Genomic DNA, 17639 nt, shown 5'->3' with positions numbered 1-17639 from the left:
TCCGACTGCCGAAAAATGGTCACTCGTTGACAAAAATTCATCATATCCATTCTAACGAAGGACTCTATTATTTGTCCAGAAACACCCCAATTCTATAAAAAAAGAAAAGATGCCTCAATCTTGGGCATCTTTTCGCATAAATTCGGGGAGTTCCCCTTTTAATTCTAACACCGCTTCCGCCTCGCCGATGCGCTTTTTCTTGCCATTCACCCATTTGGATTGGTACATTTCGATTTTGACAATCCCATTGATCGTCGTCTGCAACCAGGCTGCGGGAAAACGCACAGGAAAACGAACATCGGACCATTTTTCGTTTGGCGTTTTCTTGAACCGGACATACACACCCGGGTCCACTAAGCGAGAATTGGTTTGGTCAACCACAAAAATATCATAATGAAACTCACTGTCTAATTCATTATTCACTTTTAATGACACAATATAATTGCCGTCTTTCCCAGTCACTTTCACATCACGGAAATATTCGCTTTGCTTACGAGACTCTTTGGGTATTTCTTTCCACCATTTATAATTCCTTTTGGTGTTGTCAGGCAATGAACCACTACCTTGTTTCGGGTTTTCCGCCTGCTGCTTGGCCGGATCGGGAAGAGGTGCGGAATTCCCTTCCAAGTTGCCCAATTGAAACCCGATGAACACCAATGACACCGCCGCCAAGCCAGCGACCGCCCACCAACGTTTGCCCCGATTGCGCGTGGTTGTCCTTCTCGGACGGATGTCATACGTTTCCACATAGGCATCCACTTGCCGGATCGACGCCAATACCTCCTCCAGCGCCTCTTTCATCTGCCGTGCCGATTGATAGCGCTGTTCGGGGTCTTTGGCCAACGCTCTGTGAATCACCTCCACCAATTGCTCTGGAATCTCACTGTTAAGCGATTTGAGATCAGGCACAGGATCATGGATATGCTTCAATGCGATGGAGACAGAATTCCCGCCATTAAACGGCACTCGTCCCGTCAGCATTTCATACAAAACCACACCGAGCGAATATAAGTCGGAGGCGGCGCTCACTTTGGTTCCTGACGCCTGTTCCGGAGAAAAATAATGAACCGATCCCATGACATACCCCGTCTGCGTAATCGCTGACACCCGGGGAAAATAAGAGATGCCAAAGTCGGTCACTTTATACTGGTTGCCCGGCGCCACCAAGATATTATGGGGCTTGATGTCGCGGTGAATAATTCCCTTTAGGTGGGCATGGTGAATTCCTTCACAAATTTGGATGGCGATTTCAATCGTTTCCTCCGCCCCAAATCGGCCTTTTTTCTTGATCATATCCATCAAGGTGGGGCCTTTGACATACTCCATAACCATAAAATATATCGAATCCTCACGCCCTACATCGTACACATTGACGATATTGGCGTGTGACATGCTTGCCGCTGCTTTTGCCTCACGAATAAATCGGCGAACTGCATCTTGATCATGGCTGAAAGATTGGTTCATCACCTTGATCGCCACGTACCGGTCCAACAGCGAGTCTCTCCCTTTGTAGACGACAGCCATGCCGCCGCCACCGATGCGCTCAAGAACCTGGTACCTTCCAGCCAGCACTGTTCCTTCCATCGGACATTCTCCTTGTGTTCATTACGTTCATGTTCTCAGCGTAACCACTGTCAGGTTTGCTGTTTAATCAATTGCTTTTTCCTTTGGTTTCCCATCTACTAACAATCTTTCCTGCACTTCTATTATCAATCTAGAATCTCCTAATGGATGTTACATTTTTTCGAAAATGATAGAGAGGGAAAAAGGTGCCCGTCATCATCATATCAGTTTTTGCTCAAAAGAAAATCCCCCACCACTCCCAGATGGGAATGATGGGGGTTGGATGAGTCGCTCACATCCGCTCCGGCGCCGACACGCCGATCAGGGACAACCCGTTTCGCAAAACTTGGCGCACACCCGCAAACAGAGCCAGCCGCGCCTGAGACAATTCCGCATCATCGGTGATCACGCGATGTTCGTTGTAATAGCTGTGGAATAAGGTCGCCAAATCATACAGATACCGCACAACCCGGTGTGGCGCCAACTGTTGGGCGCTGACGGCTACTTCTTCCGCAAACTCGCCCAGCTTCTGAATCAGATCCAATTCCTGCTCCAAGGTGAGGCGCGCCAACACGTTCGCATCCCAGGAAGGCGCCATCCCTTTCTCCTCGGCCAGGCGGAATACGCTGGCAATCCGGGCCGACGCATATTGCACATAATACACGGGATTGGCATTAGACTGTGACACTGCCAAATCCATATCAAAATCAAGGTGCGCATCTGGGCTTCTCATCACAAAAAAGTAACGAGCTGCATCCACGCCTACTTCGTCCATCAATTCTTCCATGGTCACCGCTTTACCCGTGCGCTTCGACATCTTAACCAGTTCGCCGCCTTGATAAAGCTTCACCATCTGGGTGATAACCACTTCCAACTGATCTGCGTCATGCCCCAAGGAGTTGAGCGCCGCTTTCATCCGCGGTATATAGCCATGGTGATCGGCTCCCCAGATGTTGATCAATCGGTCATGGCCGCGCTTTAACTTGTCACGGTGATAGGCGATGTCCGGTGTGAGGTAGGTGAATGACCCATCCTGTTTAATCAAGACGCGGTCTTTATCATCGCCAAATGCTGTCGAGCGGAGCCACAACGCCCCATCCGACTCATAGGTGTACCCTTTTTCTTTCAGCTCAGCAATCGTTTGCTCAATTGCGTCCGCTTCGTACAAGGACAATTCGCTGAACCAAACATCAAATTTAACCCGGTATTTCTCCAAGTCGGCTTTGATCTTGGCCAACAGCTTCTGCTTGCCCACTTCTTTCACGTAAGCCAAACGCTCTTCTCGCTCCATATGTAAGAGTCGGTCCCCTTCCTCCCGAACCAACTCTGCAGCGATGTCGATAATCTCCTGACCGCGGTAACCGTCTTCAGGGAAAACCGCATCTTGGCCCAACGCCTCCAAAACCCGTGCTTCCAACGAAAGGCCCAGCATATTCATCTGGTTACCGGCATCATTGATGTAATATTCCCTGGTTACGTCGTAACCGGCGGCTTCCAAGATGTTGCTGAGGGCATCGCCCACTGCGGAACCGCGGGCATGCCCCAAATGCAGATGGCCGGTCGGGTTGGCGCTACAAAACTCCACATTTACCTTCTCTCCCCGCCCGGTGTTGGAATGGCCGTAAGCCGTTCCTTTTTGCTTGATCTCTTCCAACACGCGCACCAAGAAGGAACGGTCCATAAAAAAGTTGATAAAGCCGGGGCCAGCTATTTGCACATCGCGGATGTTGCCGGCACCGCGATCAAGCTCGGCCACGATTTGTGCCGCGATCTCGCGCGGGTTTTTGCGGGCGATGCGGGTTAATTGCATCGCAATGTTGGTAGCGAAGTCTCCGTGTGCTTTTTCCTTTGGCACTTCCAACGCAACCTCTGGCACGCTCTCTTCCGCCACCAGCCCGGTGCGGATGACTGCTTGCCTGATCTCTTGTTTCAATGTTTCCTTCATCTGTTCAAGCGGATTCATTTCACTCGTCCTCCATCCACTTCAAACTCAATTGGTATTTGCCCAACTCTTGCGTGCCCATCGTCAATTCAAATGAAAACGCAATCTCTCCCCCCGTCTCCGCGCAACCGCGTCGGTAGGACAGGGTTTTCACTTCCATTTCGGTCTTGCCTGCCGGGGTGTGTACGATGCTCTCCACTTTTTTGCCCGGCCAATATGTCTGTCTGTATGATACAGGCCCTTGCCGTGAGATGGTGACATGGTCTTGATGTGATCGGACAGAGGTGAACACTTCTTCGACGGTTCCCTCATGTTCTTTGTACTTAAGTGTCCATTCTCCGTTCGCCTTGGCCTCAAACTTGCCGACCAAGTCTTGTTCGATCACTTCCGGCTCTTGTCCCGCTTCTTGCTGTATGACCGATTGGATGTGGATTTTCACTGGGATCAAAGCGCCAGCCTCCCCCAATTTTTTAATACTTGTATCTTAACACTGGTCGGGACTTTTTTGCCAGCCGAATAAAAAAGCTTCCCTGCCCTGTGCGTGGGAGGGAAGAATTTGAGTCAATGCGGTCTATTTGACAAACCCGAGCAGCATTTCCCGAATCAGCTTTGCCGCTACCACAGGGGTTTGTTCACTGTGGTCATACGCCGGTGCCACTTCGACCAAATCGGCGCCGACCACATTCACTTCCGAACGGGCGATGGCATGAATCGCTGCCAACATCTCTTTGGAAGTGATGCCGCCAGGCTCCGGCGTTCCCGTGCCCGGCGCATGAGCCGGATCGAGCGCGTCGATATCGATGGTCACGTAGACGGGACGGCCAGCCAAGGACGGCAAACATTTTTCCAGCGGCGCAAGCACATCGAATGGATAAAAGTGAATGCCCGCTTCCTTGACATAAGCCACTTCATCTTTGGTCATGGATCGAATCCCAAACTGATACACATTTTGCCCACCGATCAATTCGGCGATTTTGCGCAAAGGCGTGGCGTGGGAATACGGTTCCCCCTCATAATCCGTACGCAAATCGGCGTGGGCGTCAATATGGATCACCGCCAAATCAGGGTAATCTTTATACACTTCCTGCACCACCGGCCAAGTGACCAAATGCTCTCCGCCCATCCCGATCGGCATTTTCTTCTTGTCCAAGACTTGGCGGACGAAATCCCCGATTTGCCGCAAGCTTTTCTCCGGATTGCCAAAAGCCAACGGAATATCCCCAGCGTCGTAATAAACGATCTCGGTCAGTTCCCGTTCCAAATAGTGGCTGTATTCTTCATGTACCAAGGAAGACTCTCGAATCCGCGCCGGACCAAACCGCGATCCGGGACGGAAACTAACGGTCCAGTCCATGGGCATACCGTACAACACGGCTTGCGCCTGCTCCAAGTTATCGCTCGCACCAATGAAAACATTACCTGAGTATTTCTCATCGAATCTCATCCATTATTCCCCCTCTGGCTGGAGCAATTCCAAGACGAACGCCGGCAGCGAGAACAGCGCTTTATGCAGTTCTGGACGATAATAGCGGGTGTCGAATCGATGTAGCTTGGCCTCGTCCACTGCCAGAGGATCATATTTTTTCGATCCGATCGTGAAGCTCCACAATCCGCTAGGGTAGGTTGGAATGCTCGCCGTATACAGGCGGGTGATCGGGAAGGTATTGGAAATGTCGCGGAAAACCTGGCGGATGAGATCCCGGTTGAACCAAGGTGATTCCGTCTGCGCGACCATGATTCCGTCTTCTTTCAGCGCTTCATAAATTTCCTCATAGAAAGGCTTTTGGAACAATCCCACCGCAGGTCCAACCGGCTCCGTCGAATCAACCAAGATCACATCGTATTTCCCTTTGTTGTCCCGCACATGCTGGATACCATCAGCAACTTGGATATCGACACGCGGATCGTCCAACCCACCGGCGATCTTGGGGAAAAATTGTTTGGACGCTTCAATCACTTTGCCGTCGATTTCTGCCAACACAGCCTGCTCGACACTCGGGTAGCGCAGGATTTCCCGAATGGCACCCCCGTCTCCTCCGCCGACCACAAGCACGCGCTTAGGATTGGGATGGGTATTCATCGCAACGTGGGTGATCATTTCATGGTAGACAAACTCATCGCGGTCGGTGGTCATGACCATGCCGTCCAGCACCAACATGTTTCCAAACTCGGCCGTTTCAATCACATCTAACGTTTGGAACTCTGATTTATCGTGATATAACGTCTTATTGATTTTCGTCGTGATTCCATGGTTCTTCGTTTGTTTTTCTGTGTACCAGAGATCCATTTCTCTCATTTCCATAATTGATTACTCCTTTCCTATGTACAACTCTAACTTACTAAGAATAATGCATGGACGAATCAGTTACAATCATTTTCATCAACCATAAGACCAACCTTTTTCTCAGGTATATTCTTCCTGCGACCTTCGCATAATATTCCTGCTTCTGTTTAAGTAGAGACGGAAGAAAACACCGGAAAAAGGAGCCGCAAACATGAGGGAACATCCACACGCCACTCCAAGCGAATCAACAAAACTACTTTTCATCCTGAAGGGCTTGTCTTTGGGCTACAAGATATTAAAGGGCCTTATCATCACACTCGTGATTGGTGCTCTTTTATCCGGTTTGTTGCTTTTGTATCTAAAGTCGCGTCCATTGCCCATCCCTAACTTTTTCTCAACGTCCATGCTTTATGACGATACAGGGCAAGTGTTTGGACGTCTAGACGAAGGGGAAGCGCGCATCCCGGTTCGTTTGCGGGACTTGCCCCCTTCGCTCATCTCCGCCACTTTGGCCGCCGAAGATAAAGATTTTTACCGCCATCACGGTTTTTCGGTGAAAAGCATTCTCCGGGCGGTTGCTGTCAACATCAAAGAAGGGCGTATCGAGCAGGGGGCCAGCACCATCACGCAACAATTGGCGCGCAATCTCTACTTGACCCATGACCGCACGTGGGCCCGCAAGATCAAAGAAGCGCTGTTAACCGTCCAGCTTGAACTCCACTACAGCAAAGACCAGATATTGGAGCTTTATTTAAACCAGATTTATTACGGACACGGCGCCTATGGCGTGGGAAGAGCCGCCAAACTTTATTTCAACAAAAAAGCGGAGCAACTCACATTGGCAGAATCAGCGTTTTTGGCGGGCATCCCCCGTGGCCCCTCTTACTATTCCCCATGGAACCATCTGGAGCGGGCCAAGCGCAGACAACGTCACATCTTGGACCTGATGGTGAAAAACGGTGAGATTTCCCTAGCGGAAGCCGAACAAGCCAAACAACACGCGCTTGCCATCGCCCCCCAAACGAAACCCAAACAACTAAAAGCAAATTACTTTCAGGATTATGTCATTTCAACGTTGGTGAACCAGTATGGATTGGATGAAGCTGTGGTGCGGCGGGGCGGTTTAAAAATCCACACCACGCTCAACACCCGCATGCAACAGGCAGCCGAACAAGCCCTGAGAAAACACACCGAACCCGCTCCTGGATTGCAGGGTGCTTTGATCTCCGTCGATCCCCAGACAGGGGCCATTAAAGCGATGGTTGGAGGCAAAGACTATCTGACATCCCAATACAACCGCGTGTTCGCCAAGCGGCAACCTGGTTCGTCATTCAAACCGTTCCTGTACCTCAGCGCGTTGCAACAAGGTTTTACACCGATCACACGCATTGAGAGCAAGCCTACGACATTCGTTTACCAGGGTGGCACTTACAAGCCATCCAATTATCGGGGTCAGTACGCTTACCGTCCGATCACCATGAGGGAAGCGATCGCCCGCTCTGACAACATCTACGCTGTCAGCACACTCCTGTCGACCGGGATGGAACGGGAAATCGCCTTAGCCCGGAAACTCGGCATCAAAAGCCAGCTCAAACCAACCCCCTCATTGGCTTTGGGTAGTTACACCGTCTCGCCCTACGAAATGGCCGAATCGTACGCGACGATCGCCAGCGGCGGCATCCACCGCCCCCTGATCGGCATCACCAAGGTGGTCGACCCTTTCAACCGCACCATCATCCAAGTGCAACAACAAGCGGAGCGGGTCGCCTCTGACGCCCACACCTTTGTCTTGACTCAGCTTTTGTCTAGCGTGTTTGAACCGGGCGGGACAGGCTATCGGGTTCGCCAACAATTCACCCACCCTGCCGCGGGCAAAACAGGAACGACGGACTGGGACGGTTGGCTGACTGGATACACACCTGATTTGGTTACAGTCACTTGGGTCGGTTATGACCAAGGGAAACGGCTTCCCCACCACCAAGCCCGTTATTCGCAGTACATCTGGGCCGATTATATGAAGGAAGCGACAAAGCCGTTTCCAAGCCGCCGCTTCCCCGTCCCAGAAGGAGTCAAAGGCGTTTATATTGATGAAGAGACCGGCACACTGGCAACACCGCTGTGTGAACGGGTCCGGTTCGAGTATTTCGTCAGCGGTACCGAACCAAAAATCATCGCACCACATCACCGTTTACCGGAGCGGGAGCCGTCTCTGTGGGAACGGTTGTCTGACTGGTGGAACCGACTTTAGGTCGTGTCTGAGGAAGATGGACAGTTACACGTTGGCCCACACCCAACGCTAGCATGGCGTGTGGGCCGCATGTTGTCAATGAGCAAAAACAACCCCATGTCCTTGAAAGACATGGGGTTGTTTGCTTTAACATTCGTTACTGCCGCCGACGCGTCCCTCGCCGTCTGCAAATTCACCATCATTCAGCAAAGTGATTTTGCCTGCCGCGGCCAACTCTTTCATCACTTCATACATGCTTTCTTTTTTCCCTTCAGGAAGGGACCGCACAAATTCGTTGATCTCTTGCTCGGAAACATTGGCGCGGAAATGCGTGCCGCCATGCCTCGCAAAATGTTCATGGTTATTTGCCATCACTACCGCCTCCCTATCCTTTAGCTTGCGCAAAAGAGGCAAAAATTTACCATGTCATCGCGAATGCCATCACAAAAACAAAAAATGGCGGACAACTGTCCGCCATTTTTTGTGTCCTAGCAAAAGATTCCGAAACCACTACTTAGTGTACTCCTGCCCCATATGAGGCGGCAATAGCGAATGAAGTTTGTTCACATTTCGTTCATTTTTATGACGGAAGCTGCGCTTTTAACTCCGCCTTGCTGTTTTTCCACATTTCCTCATTGTGTTTAATAAGGAATGCTTTCAACGCGGCCTTCTCCGTTTCGCCCATTTCCGACAGCTTGACTCGCCGTTTCAGCGCGTCATCCATGCGGTTCACATGAAAGGCGAGATTTTTCCAACCGATGCGTTTCTCCCGGTCAATCCGCATCGGACAGGCCGCGGCACCGGCATAATACGGACCGTTTTCGTCACGATCCACCGCTACCCACACGACCCAATACAAGGTACCCTCAGGCACTTCATCTTCATTGCTGGTAAACTTCACACCACGCTCTACCGCGCTTTTGGCATGAATCAAACCGAGATCGATCTTAGCTTGATCCCCTTCGATCAATATGGAAGAGAGATTGCTCAAGCTGATGGTGCCTGTGTGGTAAGCCCCGTGGGTGGTTGATTTGTTGCTTAGAATGTTGAATTGCACATCTTTTTTGTTGCCCATATGCTTTTAGCAGTTACGAAAGCGCGTTTCCCCTTTCGTAACGCTTCACCTCCCTTTGCCGTTCGGGTTTGACCCGTCCATCCGCCGGATCGGTTTTCCCCCTTCACTTATTTTACAAGATTCATCGCCGAAAATCCCGTTTTTGCAGAAGGGCGAACCGGGAAGGTGATGTTTGGAAGTGAGGGAAACGCCTCCTTTTATCCGCCAGCCAAGCCCACCACCTCATTGCAGGGAGCGGACGCGCCTGAAGCTTCCTGAGCGCCAGTTGCCTCCCCGCGCATGTTTTTTTCCCGCTTTTGCTTGTCCTTGATCGGCTCCACCTTGGGAGCTTGCATCTTGCCCGGCTTCCGTTTCCGAACAGCCTCCTCTGCCGTGCGCTTCGTCCCCTTATTGTCCCTTTCCTGTTGATCTGCTTCCGCTGTTTCCTGTTCTTCCGTTCCCTCTTTTTGTTCTGCCTCCGCAGAATCTTCCATTGGCTCGAGCGCTGACTGTGGCTTCTCAAGTGAGGCCACCATATCCGCTCCATCTTGGACACCGGCCAACGCTCCGACTTCCGCTTTCTCCGGCTCTGCTTCAGGCGGGTATTCTTCAGATATCACCACTTCGCCCAAGGTCGTCTGCTTCAGCGGCAATTGAATATTAAACGAAGTTCCCAAGCCCGGGGTGCTGGTAACGCACATGATTCCCCCATGATCTTCAATGATGCGGGAACAGATGGCCAATCCCATTCCCGTCCCTTCGTCCTTGGTGGTGAAAAACGGCTCAAAAATGCGGGAACACAATTCCGGAGGAATGCCATTTCCGTTGTCCATTACCTGGATATGCACTTGTTCCTCGCTCTTTTGCCATGAGACCTGCACCGTCCCTTTTTCCGACAAAGCCTCCAACCCGTTTTGCACTAAATTGATCAGCACCTGTTTCAACTGCTCGGCATCTGCCTCCATCTCCACCGGTTGATCCGGCTGATGGCCAATCAACTCATGTCCCATTAAGAGGGACTTGGGTTGCAACAGGCTGAGCACATCATTCATCAGGCGGTTCAGATTAAACCGGGTTACTTTCACCGGCTTGGCTTCACTCAAATTAAGAAATTGTTTCAACAAGTCGTTGATGCGATCGATCTCGGGCAAAATGATTGATTCCCATTTTTTCACCGCTTCCGACTCAACAGCGGAAATCTGGACAAACCCTCGAATGGATGTAAGCGGATTGCGGATTTCATGGGCCAGTCCGGCCGCCAACTGCCCGAGCGCCGATAGCTTCTCCAGTCTGAGACGGTGCTCCTCCTCCTTGTCACGCCGTTGCCGCTGGGCGAGCATCAGGCGATCCTCCGCTTGTCGGATCAATTCAGCTCCCGTCTTCGCTTCCGTGGGATAGGAGGCCGACGCCATGCAGTAATTGAGCAGCGGATGGTTGGCCTTCAACTCGGCCAGGACAAACTCCACCGTTTCGATCAAACGCCGCAACACCGCGCCGTCCCCCATCAACCCGATGGCAAACTGGTCCCCGTCGTAGCGGGCGATCCGCGCGGAAGGAGGCAAATGCCGCTTTAACAAGTTAGCGATCTGCACCAACAGCCGGTCGCCTGTGTCGTTCCCATCCTTCATATTGATTTGCCGAAAATCGGTCAAATCAAAGCAAACCACATGATATGACAGTGAATGGGCGCATCGGGACAAGCCACGGGTCACTTGCTCCTGAAACCCGTGAAAATTGTACAAGCCCGTCAGCGAATCGCGCAGATAGGTTTCTTCCAGCTCTTTCTGAAATTCCCTCAACCGTCGGTTGGACTCGTTTTTCTGGTCAATCAAGCGACGCGTTTTCTCTTTCTGTTTCTTCAATTCAAAGAACCGATCCCGCACTTGGTCGCTAATCCACGCAACCCAAACAAAAAGCAAGCCGTGGCTGACCAGCTCGATCGCCCGCAAATAACTCCATTCGGTATAAGCAGATATCAATATGTAAGTAATGAAAAAACTTATTGTTATAAGATAGTTTCTCTCATCAGATGCTCGAAATAATACATATCCTAATACAATTAAATATACCGTTAAAATAGGGATTGTCTGCGTAAACAAGTCAAGCAATGCAATCGTGGCGACAACGGATGCCATATAGCCATAACGTGGAAAATGACTGACCCACTTCCGGTTCAGTATCAGCAGAAAACTGAGTAACGTTGTGATTAATCCCACACTAATCCAATGGAGGGACGGATGTAGGGAGAAGATTCGCTCGACAAAGTGATATAACCAACCTTTGCTCTCGATCGCCTGTATATCTAACACGTCCAATACCCACCCCTTGATATCACAACTTTTATGCCATAATTCAACGCATTTTTACAAGACATGCCACTTTATTAGTTATTCTCTTCCACCGTAAAATGAAAAATCCTCCCAATCTTCCCTCTTTCGACATAAGATTTAATATTTCGATCACACCTTTGACGATTTTGTGAGGTTATGATAGGCTTATTGTCAGATAAATATATCTTCTAATTGTTTGCAAGCCATACCCAGGAGGGACGCCATGAACCAAGCGGAAATCTCCCTGGCCGAGTCCATTCTTTCAGCAGTCGGCGGTGCGGAGAATATTCAGAGTATTGCGCATTGCATGACTCGTCTGCGCCTGACCTTGCGCGATGAGTCCGCGCTCCAATCGGATCAATTGCAGTCGATACCGGGCGTGCTCGGCGTGGTGGAGCAAGCCGGAGAATACCAAATCGTGTTGGGACCTGGGCTGGTTACGCGCGTGGCCACGCACTTGAGCAAATTGAGCGGCAAGACGTCCACGCCGGTGGCGGAAGAACACCTGGTAGCGCGGCGGCACAACTCCGCCAAGCAGCTGGTGCGCAAAATCGCCAACATCTTCATCCCATTGATTCCAGCCATTATCGCAGGCGGAATCATCATGGGATTGACCAATGTGCTCATTCATTCCTTCCCCAGCCTCAAAGAAGGTAGCACAGTCATTCCGTTGTTACAGGCCATGAGCAAGGTCATTTTCGCATACCTGTCCGTCTTTGTCGGCATCAACACTGCCAAGGAGTTTGGCGGTACACCGGCGTTAGGCGGAATTGCGGGGGGCCTCTTCATTCTCCCCGATATCGAAAACATCCAGCTGTTCGGGGAAGCGCTGGTCCCTGGGCGCGGAGGGTTGATTGGCGTCCTGCTGGCAGCCTGGTTTATCGTCTGGCTTGAAAAAAGCATCCGTCCGTTCGTGCCCAAAAGCATTGACATCATCGTCACTCCAACCGTGGCAGTTCTGATCACCGGCTTCTCCACGTATATCGCCTTGCAACCAATCAGCGGCTTCCTGTCTGAAGCGCTTACTGGCGGCATCCAGACGCTGTTGAATCAAGGCGGTTTGTTCGCCGGCGCGATCCTCTCTGGTTTCTTTCTGCCCTTGGTGATGCTGGGCTTGCATCAAGGACTTATTCCCATTCATATGGAGCTGTTAAACGCGACCGGTATCGACCCATTGCAACCGATTCTCGCCATGGCCGGCGCCGGGCAAGTAGGAGCGGTATTCGCTGTCTATCTCAAAACACACAACACCACGTTGCGTAATGTGATCAAAGGTGCCTTGCCTGTGGGCATTCTGGGCATCGGGGAGCCACTGATCTACGGCGTCACCTTGCCCTTGGGCCGCCCTTTCATCACCGCATGTTTGGGAGCTGCGGTCGGAGGCGCCTTCCAAGCGGTGTTCAAAGTGGCCTCCGTTGGTATCAGCGTGTCGGGGTTGCCGCTCACATTGCTGATCAAGCCGGATCAAATCGTGCTATATCTGATCGGCATTGTGATCTCTTACGCGGCCGGCTTCTTCTTCACCTATTTCTTTGGCTTCAAAGAGGACATGTCCAAACCCTTCTCGTCCAACAGCCCGACATCGAACAAAGGGGTGCCTCTGCAATAAGTTGGCAACGCGCGCCAGCGGACGGCGGGCCACAGCTCTCCGTCCGCCTGCGCCTCGACGCAACCCACTCGCGCCTTCATAGGCGTTTTTTTCATGTTCATTTGGCCACCCAAGCGGCCCGCCGCCCAAATGAACATGAAAAGGAGCCCGCTTTGGATCAAGACACGGACTCCCTACTTATTCTAATTGAATAATTAAGTTTAACCACCGCACGTTTCTCCTCATTCTCATGATGTTCTTGATTCGCCGCGGGGATTGCTGGTCGCCCTTGGCCTTATTTATTCTTTCGCACCGTCTCGTGACGTAACGGATAAGACCAAAGGCCCCCATTATCCGAGATAATTGACCAAATGGTTAAACCCCTTTGCCGCTTTGTCTTTGCCTTCCACTTCATTCTCCACCACATGCTTGTTCACCTTGTCCCAGCCGTAAGGCTCTTCCATCGCGATGTGATCCCGCTTCAGCAAGGCGAACTTTTGCGCCTCTTCAGCATAAGGATGGTAGACGCCTTGCGCTTCGTGCGCTTCCATCCCATAGGAGGATTGTCCAACTGCAGCCCGCGGTGGATAATGCATTTGCTCATTCAACAGGGTGTGCACCACCGTCTCCTTCAGGATGTTTTTGATCTCCTCGCTACGGTAACCGCTTTCCAAGCTCTTGATCCATTGATAGACCGGGCCGTCTTCCGGAGTGAACGTAACATTGCGCTGGGTCGGCACATACTCGCTCCGCTTCTGGATTTGCTCCTTCAACAGACGAGAGTCGCAGATCGATTGCAAGGGGAAATAGTTGTTGCGCAGGTAGGACTGGATGCAGTACTTCACCAGCATCGGGAATTGGCCTTTCGGCAGGATTTCATACCAATAACGAACCAGACGATCCTTTTTTCCTAGATATACGCCAACGGTAATGGACGACATATAAATACACCTCCGGGATTGATCAAAAAATTTTAAATACCTAGAATTAATATTAATGGTAACAGGTGAACTACGAAACCGTCAACGGGAATACTTTGTCGAATCCTGTTATATATGCTCGGAAACGAAAAAAACATGCTTAACGCATGTACAATCTATACGAAGGTAAAAAGCCAAGTTTTAAATTTTTATTTAATTAGGTAAAGGTATTGCTATCTTTTAGCAAACATTTGATAACGAATTTGATTGATTTGCTGATAAGCGGTCTTGTCTTTCAAACTTTTAAACAGTTTGATTACAGGGGAAGTATTCACTTCAAATATCCAAATCTTCCCGTTCCGATCCACGGTCAAATCGACGCCAAGTTCCTTTAAACCTGTAAAGCGTCTATTTAATGTTTTGGCTATCTCTTTAGAAACTGCATATATTTCTTTTTTTAATGTTTTTTCTTTTTTACCAACTGTATGCGAAATCCGTTTGACCGCCTTGCTCGCTTCCAGCGGCGTTCCTCCTCGACAACGATTGGTGACCAAGCTCCCCGGAGGAGCCAATTTGGCGCAAAAACCGGTGATTAACCAGCGATTTCGCGGTTTTTGCAGATGAACGCGAAAATCGACATTTCTCCCGTCCACTTGCGCCATTCGAATCCCTTGTTGCGCCATGTAATTTCTTCTAGATATCATCTCCTGCTCAATCCATCTGAACGCCCTCTGTACTGGCAACACCCTTCTGCCGTTTAGCGTTTGGCACATAACTCCTCTTCTGGCAGGGGTTAGCTTGACCGCCCCTCTCCCACCGCCGCCAATGTCGGGTTTGAGAAAGACGAACCGATGGCGCCGCAACATGTTAAACACTACTTTCCTGTTGTACCTTCGGCTTTCCGGGATGTAGGGCCTGATTCGAATATTTTCCCAAAGCACCGCCGTTTTCTTCATTTTGCTGGGGACCGACTGCATTCTTGGCATTCTTCTCATCTATCATCCATCCTTTCGCTCTCCATACTTTATTCACCTCCACCACATCGAGTCATCCTTCTTTCACCCAATTTTGCCTAATCCCCTCAACCGCGGATGGTAAAATAGTCTCATAGGCGGGCGATTGTTTTCCCGATGTTCTTGTGGGACAATGATTTTACGCTTTTTATGTCCAGGAGGGATCTGTACGTGAGCGCCAAAATCTACGTAGTGGAAGATGAACGGCCAATTGCCGATATTATTAAGTTCAATTTGGAGAAAGAAGGTTACCAGGTGGATTGCATCCATGATGGTGACGAAGCGATTCAAAAAGTGCTCAACGCGCCGCCGGACTTGATGTTACTGGACTTAATGTTGCCCGGCGCCGACGGTATCGAAGTTTGTCGAAGAGTGCGGCAACACTTCCAATTTCCGATCATCATGCTGACCGCCAAAGACTCGGAATTGGACAAGGTGTTGGGATTGGAGATGGGCGCTGACGACTATGTGACCAAACCGTTTAGCAACCGCGAACTCCTAGCGCGGATCAAAGCCAATTTGCGCCGCACCCAGTCACAACGCCAAGAAGCGACGCGGGAGGAGCCTAACAAAAGCAATCTGGTCATCGGTGATTTGACGATCGACCCACACAGTTTCATCGTCAGCAAGCAGGATCGAGTCATCGATCTGACCCACCGCGAGTTTGAGTTGTTGCTCTACTTGTCCAAGCATGTCAATCAAGTACTGACCAGAGAACATCTCCTGCAATCCGTCTGGGGGTATGATTACTTCGGTGACGTGCGCACTGTCGATGTGACCATCCGCCGTCTGCGTGAAAAGATCGAAGACGATCCGAGCGCGCCTAAGTATATCATCACGCGGCGTGGCATCGGTTACACGATTCGCGATCCCCGCGCAGATCGGTGAATGGGTGGGTAAACGCAATGAAGAAATGGAAACAATTGATGAACAGCGTGCAGTGGAAGCTGGTTGTGATATACATTCTTTTGATCATCATGGCCATGCAATTGGTTGGCGTCTACTTCATCCGCCAACTAGAATCGGTTTTTATCAATGACCTGCGCGCCCAATTGAAAGAACAAGGATATGTGCTGTCCCTGATCGTCTCGCCCGAGCTGGAAGCGAAAGCTGAAAATGACCGCGACCGTGCCAAGCGGTTGCGGGCCCGCCTGTTGCAAGCAGCGCCCAACACTAGCCAGCATTTCACCATCGTGCGCGTGATCGACCAAAACAACTGGGTGATCGCGTCAAACGAGTCGAATGAAAAGATATTTAAATTGCCCAACCGCCTCACTGATCTGATGGATAAGAAGCAACCGTTCGCCAAAGTGAAGGACGCGGAAGGAAACGACTACCAAGTGTACGTGACCAAACTGCTGGACCGGCAACAGCGGGAGTTGGGCTCACTCTATCTGGAAGCCCCATTGAAACCGACCTATGACCGCATCTATCGCATCAGCAAGATCTTGATCAAGATTGCGGCGGTGGCACTGGCGGTGACCGGATTCTTAGTCATCATCTTGGCCCGCACCATCACCCTACCGATCAAAGAGATCCGAGAGCAAACGAAAGCGATGGCATCAGGCGACTTTGACCGCCAAGTAGCCGTGAAGAGCGAAGACGAGATCGGCCAATTGGCCATCTCCTTCAACGATCTGGCCGCTCATCTGCGAACAGCGATCAAGGAAAAGGAAGAGGAAACAGAGAAGCTGGAATCCGTTCTAGCCAATATGAGCGACGGTGTGATCGCAACCGATTTGCAAGGGAAAATCATCGTGAAAAACATCCCTGCAGAAAAACTGTTGGATCGCCAAATCGCGCTCGGTAGCTCGATCACGGAAGTATTGTCCTTGTCAGAGCCGTTGAAACTGCCGTTGAAGGAAGCCCGTCAAACTTTCGTCGAACACCACCATGCCGATGCGGAAACCCAGACGGTGCTGAAGATCAACTTTACGCCGATCAAGCTGAAGGGAAATGACTTGATCGGGATGGTGGCTGTGCTCGAAGACGTCACCGAACAAGAGAAACTGGATCGGCAACGGAAAGATTTCGTCGCCAATGTGTCTCATGAACTGCGGACGCCTTTGACCACCATCAAAAGTTATATCGAGGCACTGGAAGACGGAGCGGTCGAAGATCCGGAGCTGGCTGTCCGCTTCCTCAAAGTGGCCCGCCAAGAAGCTGACCGCATGACGCGCCTGATTCAAGACCTGTTGCATCTCTCGCGCCTTGACGCCCGCAAATCGAAGTTCTACAAAAAACCGCTGGTGTTGACCGAGATATTGGAAGAAACCATGGATCGCTTCCGCTTCCAATGCCAACAGAAACAGATCAGCTTCACGCTTTTCACTCACGGCTCCCTGCCCCGTGTTTACGCTGATCCGGATAAGCTGATGCAAGTATTGGACAACCTCGTGTCCAACGCCATCAAATACACCCCGGAAGGCGGTTCAGTGGCGATTGTTGCCAAGCGCAACTCGGACGGCATGGTGGAGGTGGGCATTGCCGATACCGGCATCGGCATTCCCAAGCAAGACTTGGGCCGGATTTTTGAGCGGTTTTATCGTGTGGACAAAGCCCGTTCGCGCAGCCTGGGGGGCACCGGACTGGGGTTGGCAATCGCCCAAGAAATCGTGCATGCGCATGAAGGGATCATCGCGATTGACAGTATCTATCAAAAAGGCACTGTCGTAACCTTCACACTGCCCCCCGTCAGTCGGAGGTGAATAAGGCCAA

14 protein-coding genes are annotated in these 17639 nt (G+C 50.9%); 4 read left to right on the top strand and 10 right to left on the bottom strand.

Annotation, left to right across the window (positions count from 1 at the left end; all coding sequences use genetic code 11):
* Positions 1-114: 114 nt before the first annotated feature.
* From QQZ12_RS11385 to speE, 5 genes are all read right to left on the bottom strand, one after another.
* Complete coding sequence (locus QQZ12_RS11385; protein ID WP_102993685.1) at positions 115-1584, bottom strand: protein kinase domain-containing protein; 1470 nt, start codon at positions 1582-1584, stop codon at positions 115-117.
* 271 nt (positions 1585-1855) lie between these two features.
* Entirely contained in the window at positions 1856-3526 is a 1671-nt protein-coding gene (gene argS / locus QQZ12_RS11380) for an arginine--tRNA ligase (RefSeq protein WP_102993686.1), read from the bottom strand.
* 1 nt (position 3527) lies between these two features.
* Entirely contained in the window at positions 3528-3944 is a 417-nt protein-coding gene (locus QQZ12_RS11375) for a YwiB family protein (RefSeq protein ID WP_223248127.1), read from the bottom strand.
* 132 nt (positions 3945-4076) lie between these two features.
* Positions 4077-4949: an agmatinase gene (speB, locus tag QQZ12_RS11370; protein WP_102993688.1), complete on the bottom strand. Its 873-nt coding sequence runs from the start codon at positions 4947-4949 to the stop codon at positions 4077-4079.
* A 3-nt stretch (positions 4950-4952) separates the two neighbouring features.
* Positions 4953-5792 (bottom strand): polyamine aminopropyltransferase, encoded by an 840-nt coding sequence (gene speE / locus QQZ12_RS11365; RefSeq protein ID WP_102993936.1) that lies wholly within the window; start codon positions 5790-5792, stop codon positions 4953-4955.
* A 208-nt stretch (positions 5793-6000) separates the two neighbouring features.
* Between speE and QQZ12_RS11360 the strand changes: the two genes are divergently transcribed.
* Positions 6001-8037 (top strand): transglycosylase domain-containing protein, encoded by a 2037-nt coding sequence (locus QQZ12_RS11360; protein ID WP_102993689.1) that lies wholly within the window; start codon positions 6001-6003, stop codon positions 8035-8037.
* A 126-nt stretch (positions 8038-8163) separates the two neighbouring features.
* Here the strand turns inward: QQZ12_RS11360 and QQZ12_RS11355 are convergent, their stop codons facing one another.
* From QQZ12_RS11355 to QQZ12_RS11345, 3 genes are all read right to left on the bottom strand, one after another.
* The gene (locus QQZ12_RS11355; protein ID WP_054095810.1) at positions 8164-8388 is read right to left on the bottom strand and encodes a hypothetical protein; all 225 of its coding nucleotides are present in this window, start codon (positions 8386-8388) and stop codon (positions 8164-8166) included.
* Between the two features lie 208 nt (positions 8389-8596).
* Positions 8597-9091, bottom strand: coding sequence for a YwhD family protein (locus QQZ12_RS11350; RefSeq protein ID WP_102993690.1), 495 nt, complete (start codon positions 9089-9091; stop codon positions 8597-8599).
* A 197-nt stretch (positions 9092-9288) separates the two neighbouring features.
* The gene (locus tag QQZ12_RS11345; RefSeq protein WP_123827498.1) at positions 9289-11379 is read right to left on the bottom strand and encodes a sensor histidine kinase; all 2091 of its coding nucleotides are present in this window, start codon (positions 11377-11379) and stop codon (positions 9289-9291) included.
* Between the two features lie 244 nt (positions 11380-11623).
* On the opposite strand from QQZ12_RS11345, the gene QQZ12_RS11340 reads away from it, so the two are divergent.
* The gene (locus tag QQZ12_RS11340) at positions 11624-13009 is read left to right on the top strand and encodes a PTS transporter subunit EIIC (RefSeq protein ID WP_284724457.1); all 1386 of its coding nucleotides are present in this window, start codon (positions 11624-11626) and stop codon (positions 13007-13009) included.
* 329 nt (positions 13010-13338) lie between these two features.
* On the opposite strand, the gene QQZ12_RS11335 is transcribed toward QQZ12_RS11340, so the two are convergent.
* Positions 13339-13929, bottom strand: a complete 591-nt coding sequence (locus tag QQZ12_RS11335; protein ID WP_022737317.1) for a hypothetical protein — start codon at positions 13927-13929, stop codon at positions 13339-13341.
* Positions 13930-14141: 212 nt separating this feature from the next.
* On the bottom strand, positions 14142-14903 hold the full coding sequence (locus QQZ12_RS11330) for a YheC/YheD family protein (protein WP_102993693.1): 762 nt from the start codon (positions 14901-14903) through the stop codon (positions 14142-14144).
* Positions 14904-15092: 189 nt separating this feature from the next.
* Here QQZ12_RS11330 and yycF point away from each other — a divergent pair, with 189 nt between their 5' ends.
* Both yycF and QQZ12_RS11320 read left to right on the top strand, forming a co-directional pair.
* Positions 15093-15809 (top strand): response regulator YycF, encoded by a 717-nt coding sequence (gene yycF / locus QQZ12_RS11325; RefSeq protein WP_145958372.1) that lies wholly within the window; start codon positions 15093-15095, stop codon positions 15807-15809.
* A 17-nt stretch (positions 15810-15826) separates the two neighbouring features.
* Positions 15827-17629 carry an ATP-binding protein gene (locus QQZ12_RS11320; protein ID WP_284724456.1) on the top strand — a complete coding sequence of 601 codons (1803 nt, stop codon included), beginning with the start codon at positions 15827-15829 and terminating at the stop codon, positions 17627-17629.
* Positions 17630-17639: the final 10 nt, after the last annotated feature.

It is taken from the genome of Laceyella tengchongensis (genome assembly GCF_900182735.1).
GTDB classification, from domain to species: Bacteria; Bacillota; Bacilli; order Thermoactinomycetales; family Thermoactinomycetaceae; genus Laceyella; species Laceyella tengchongensis.
The sequence above is the reverse complement of the archived record's forward strand: the minus strand, read 5'-3'. Positions and strand labels throughout refer to the sequence as shown.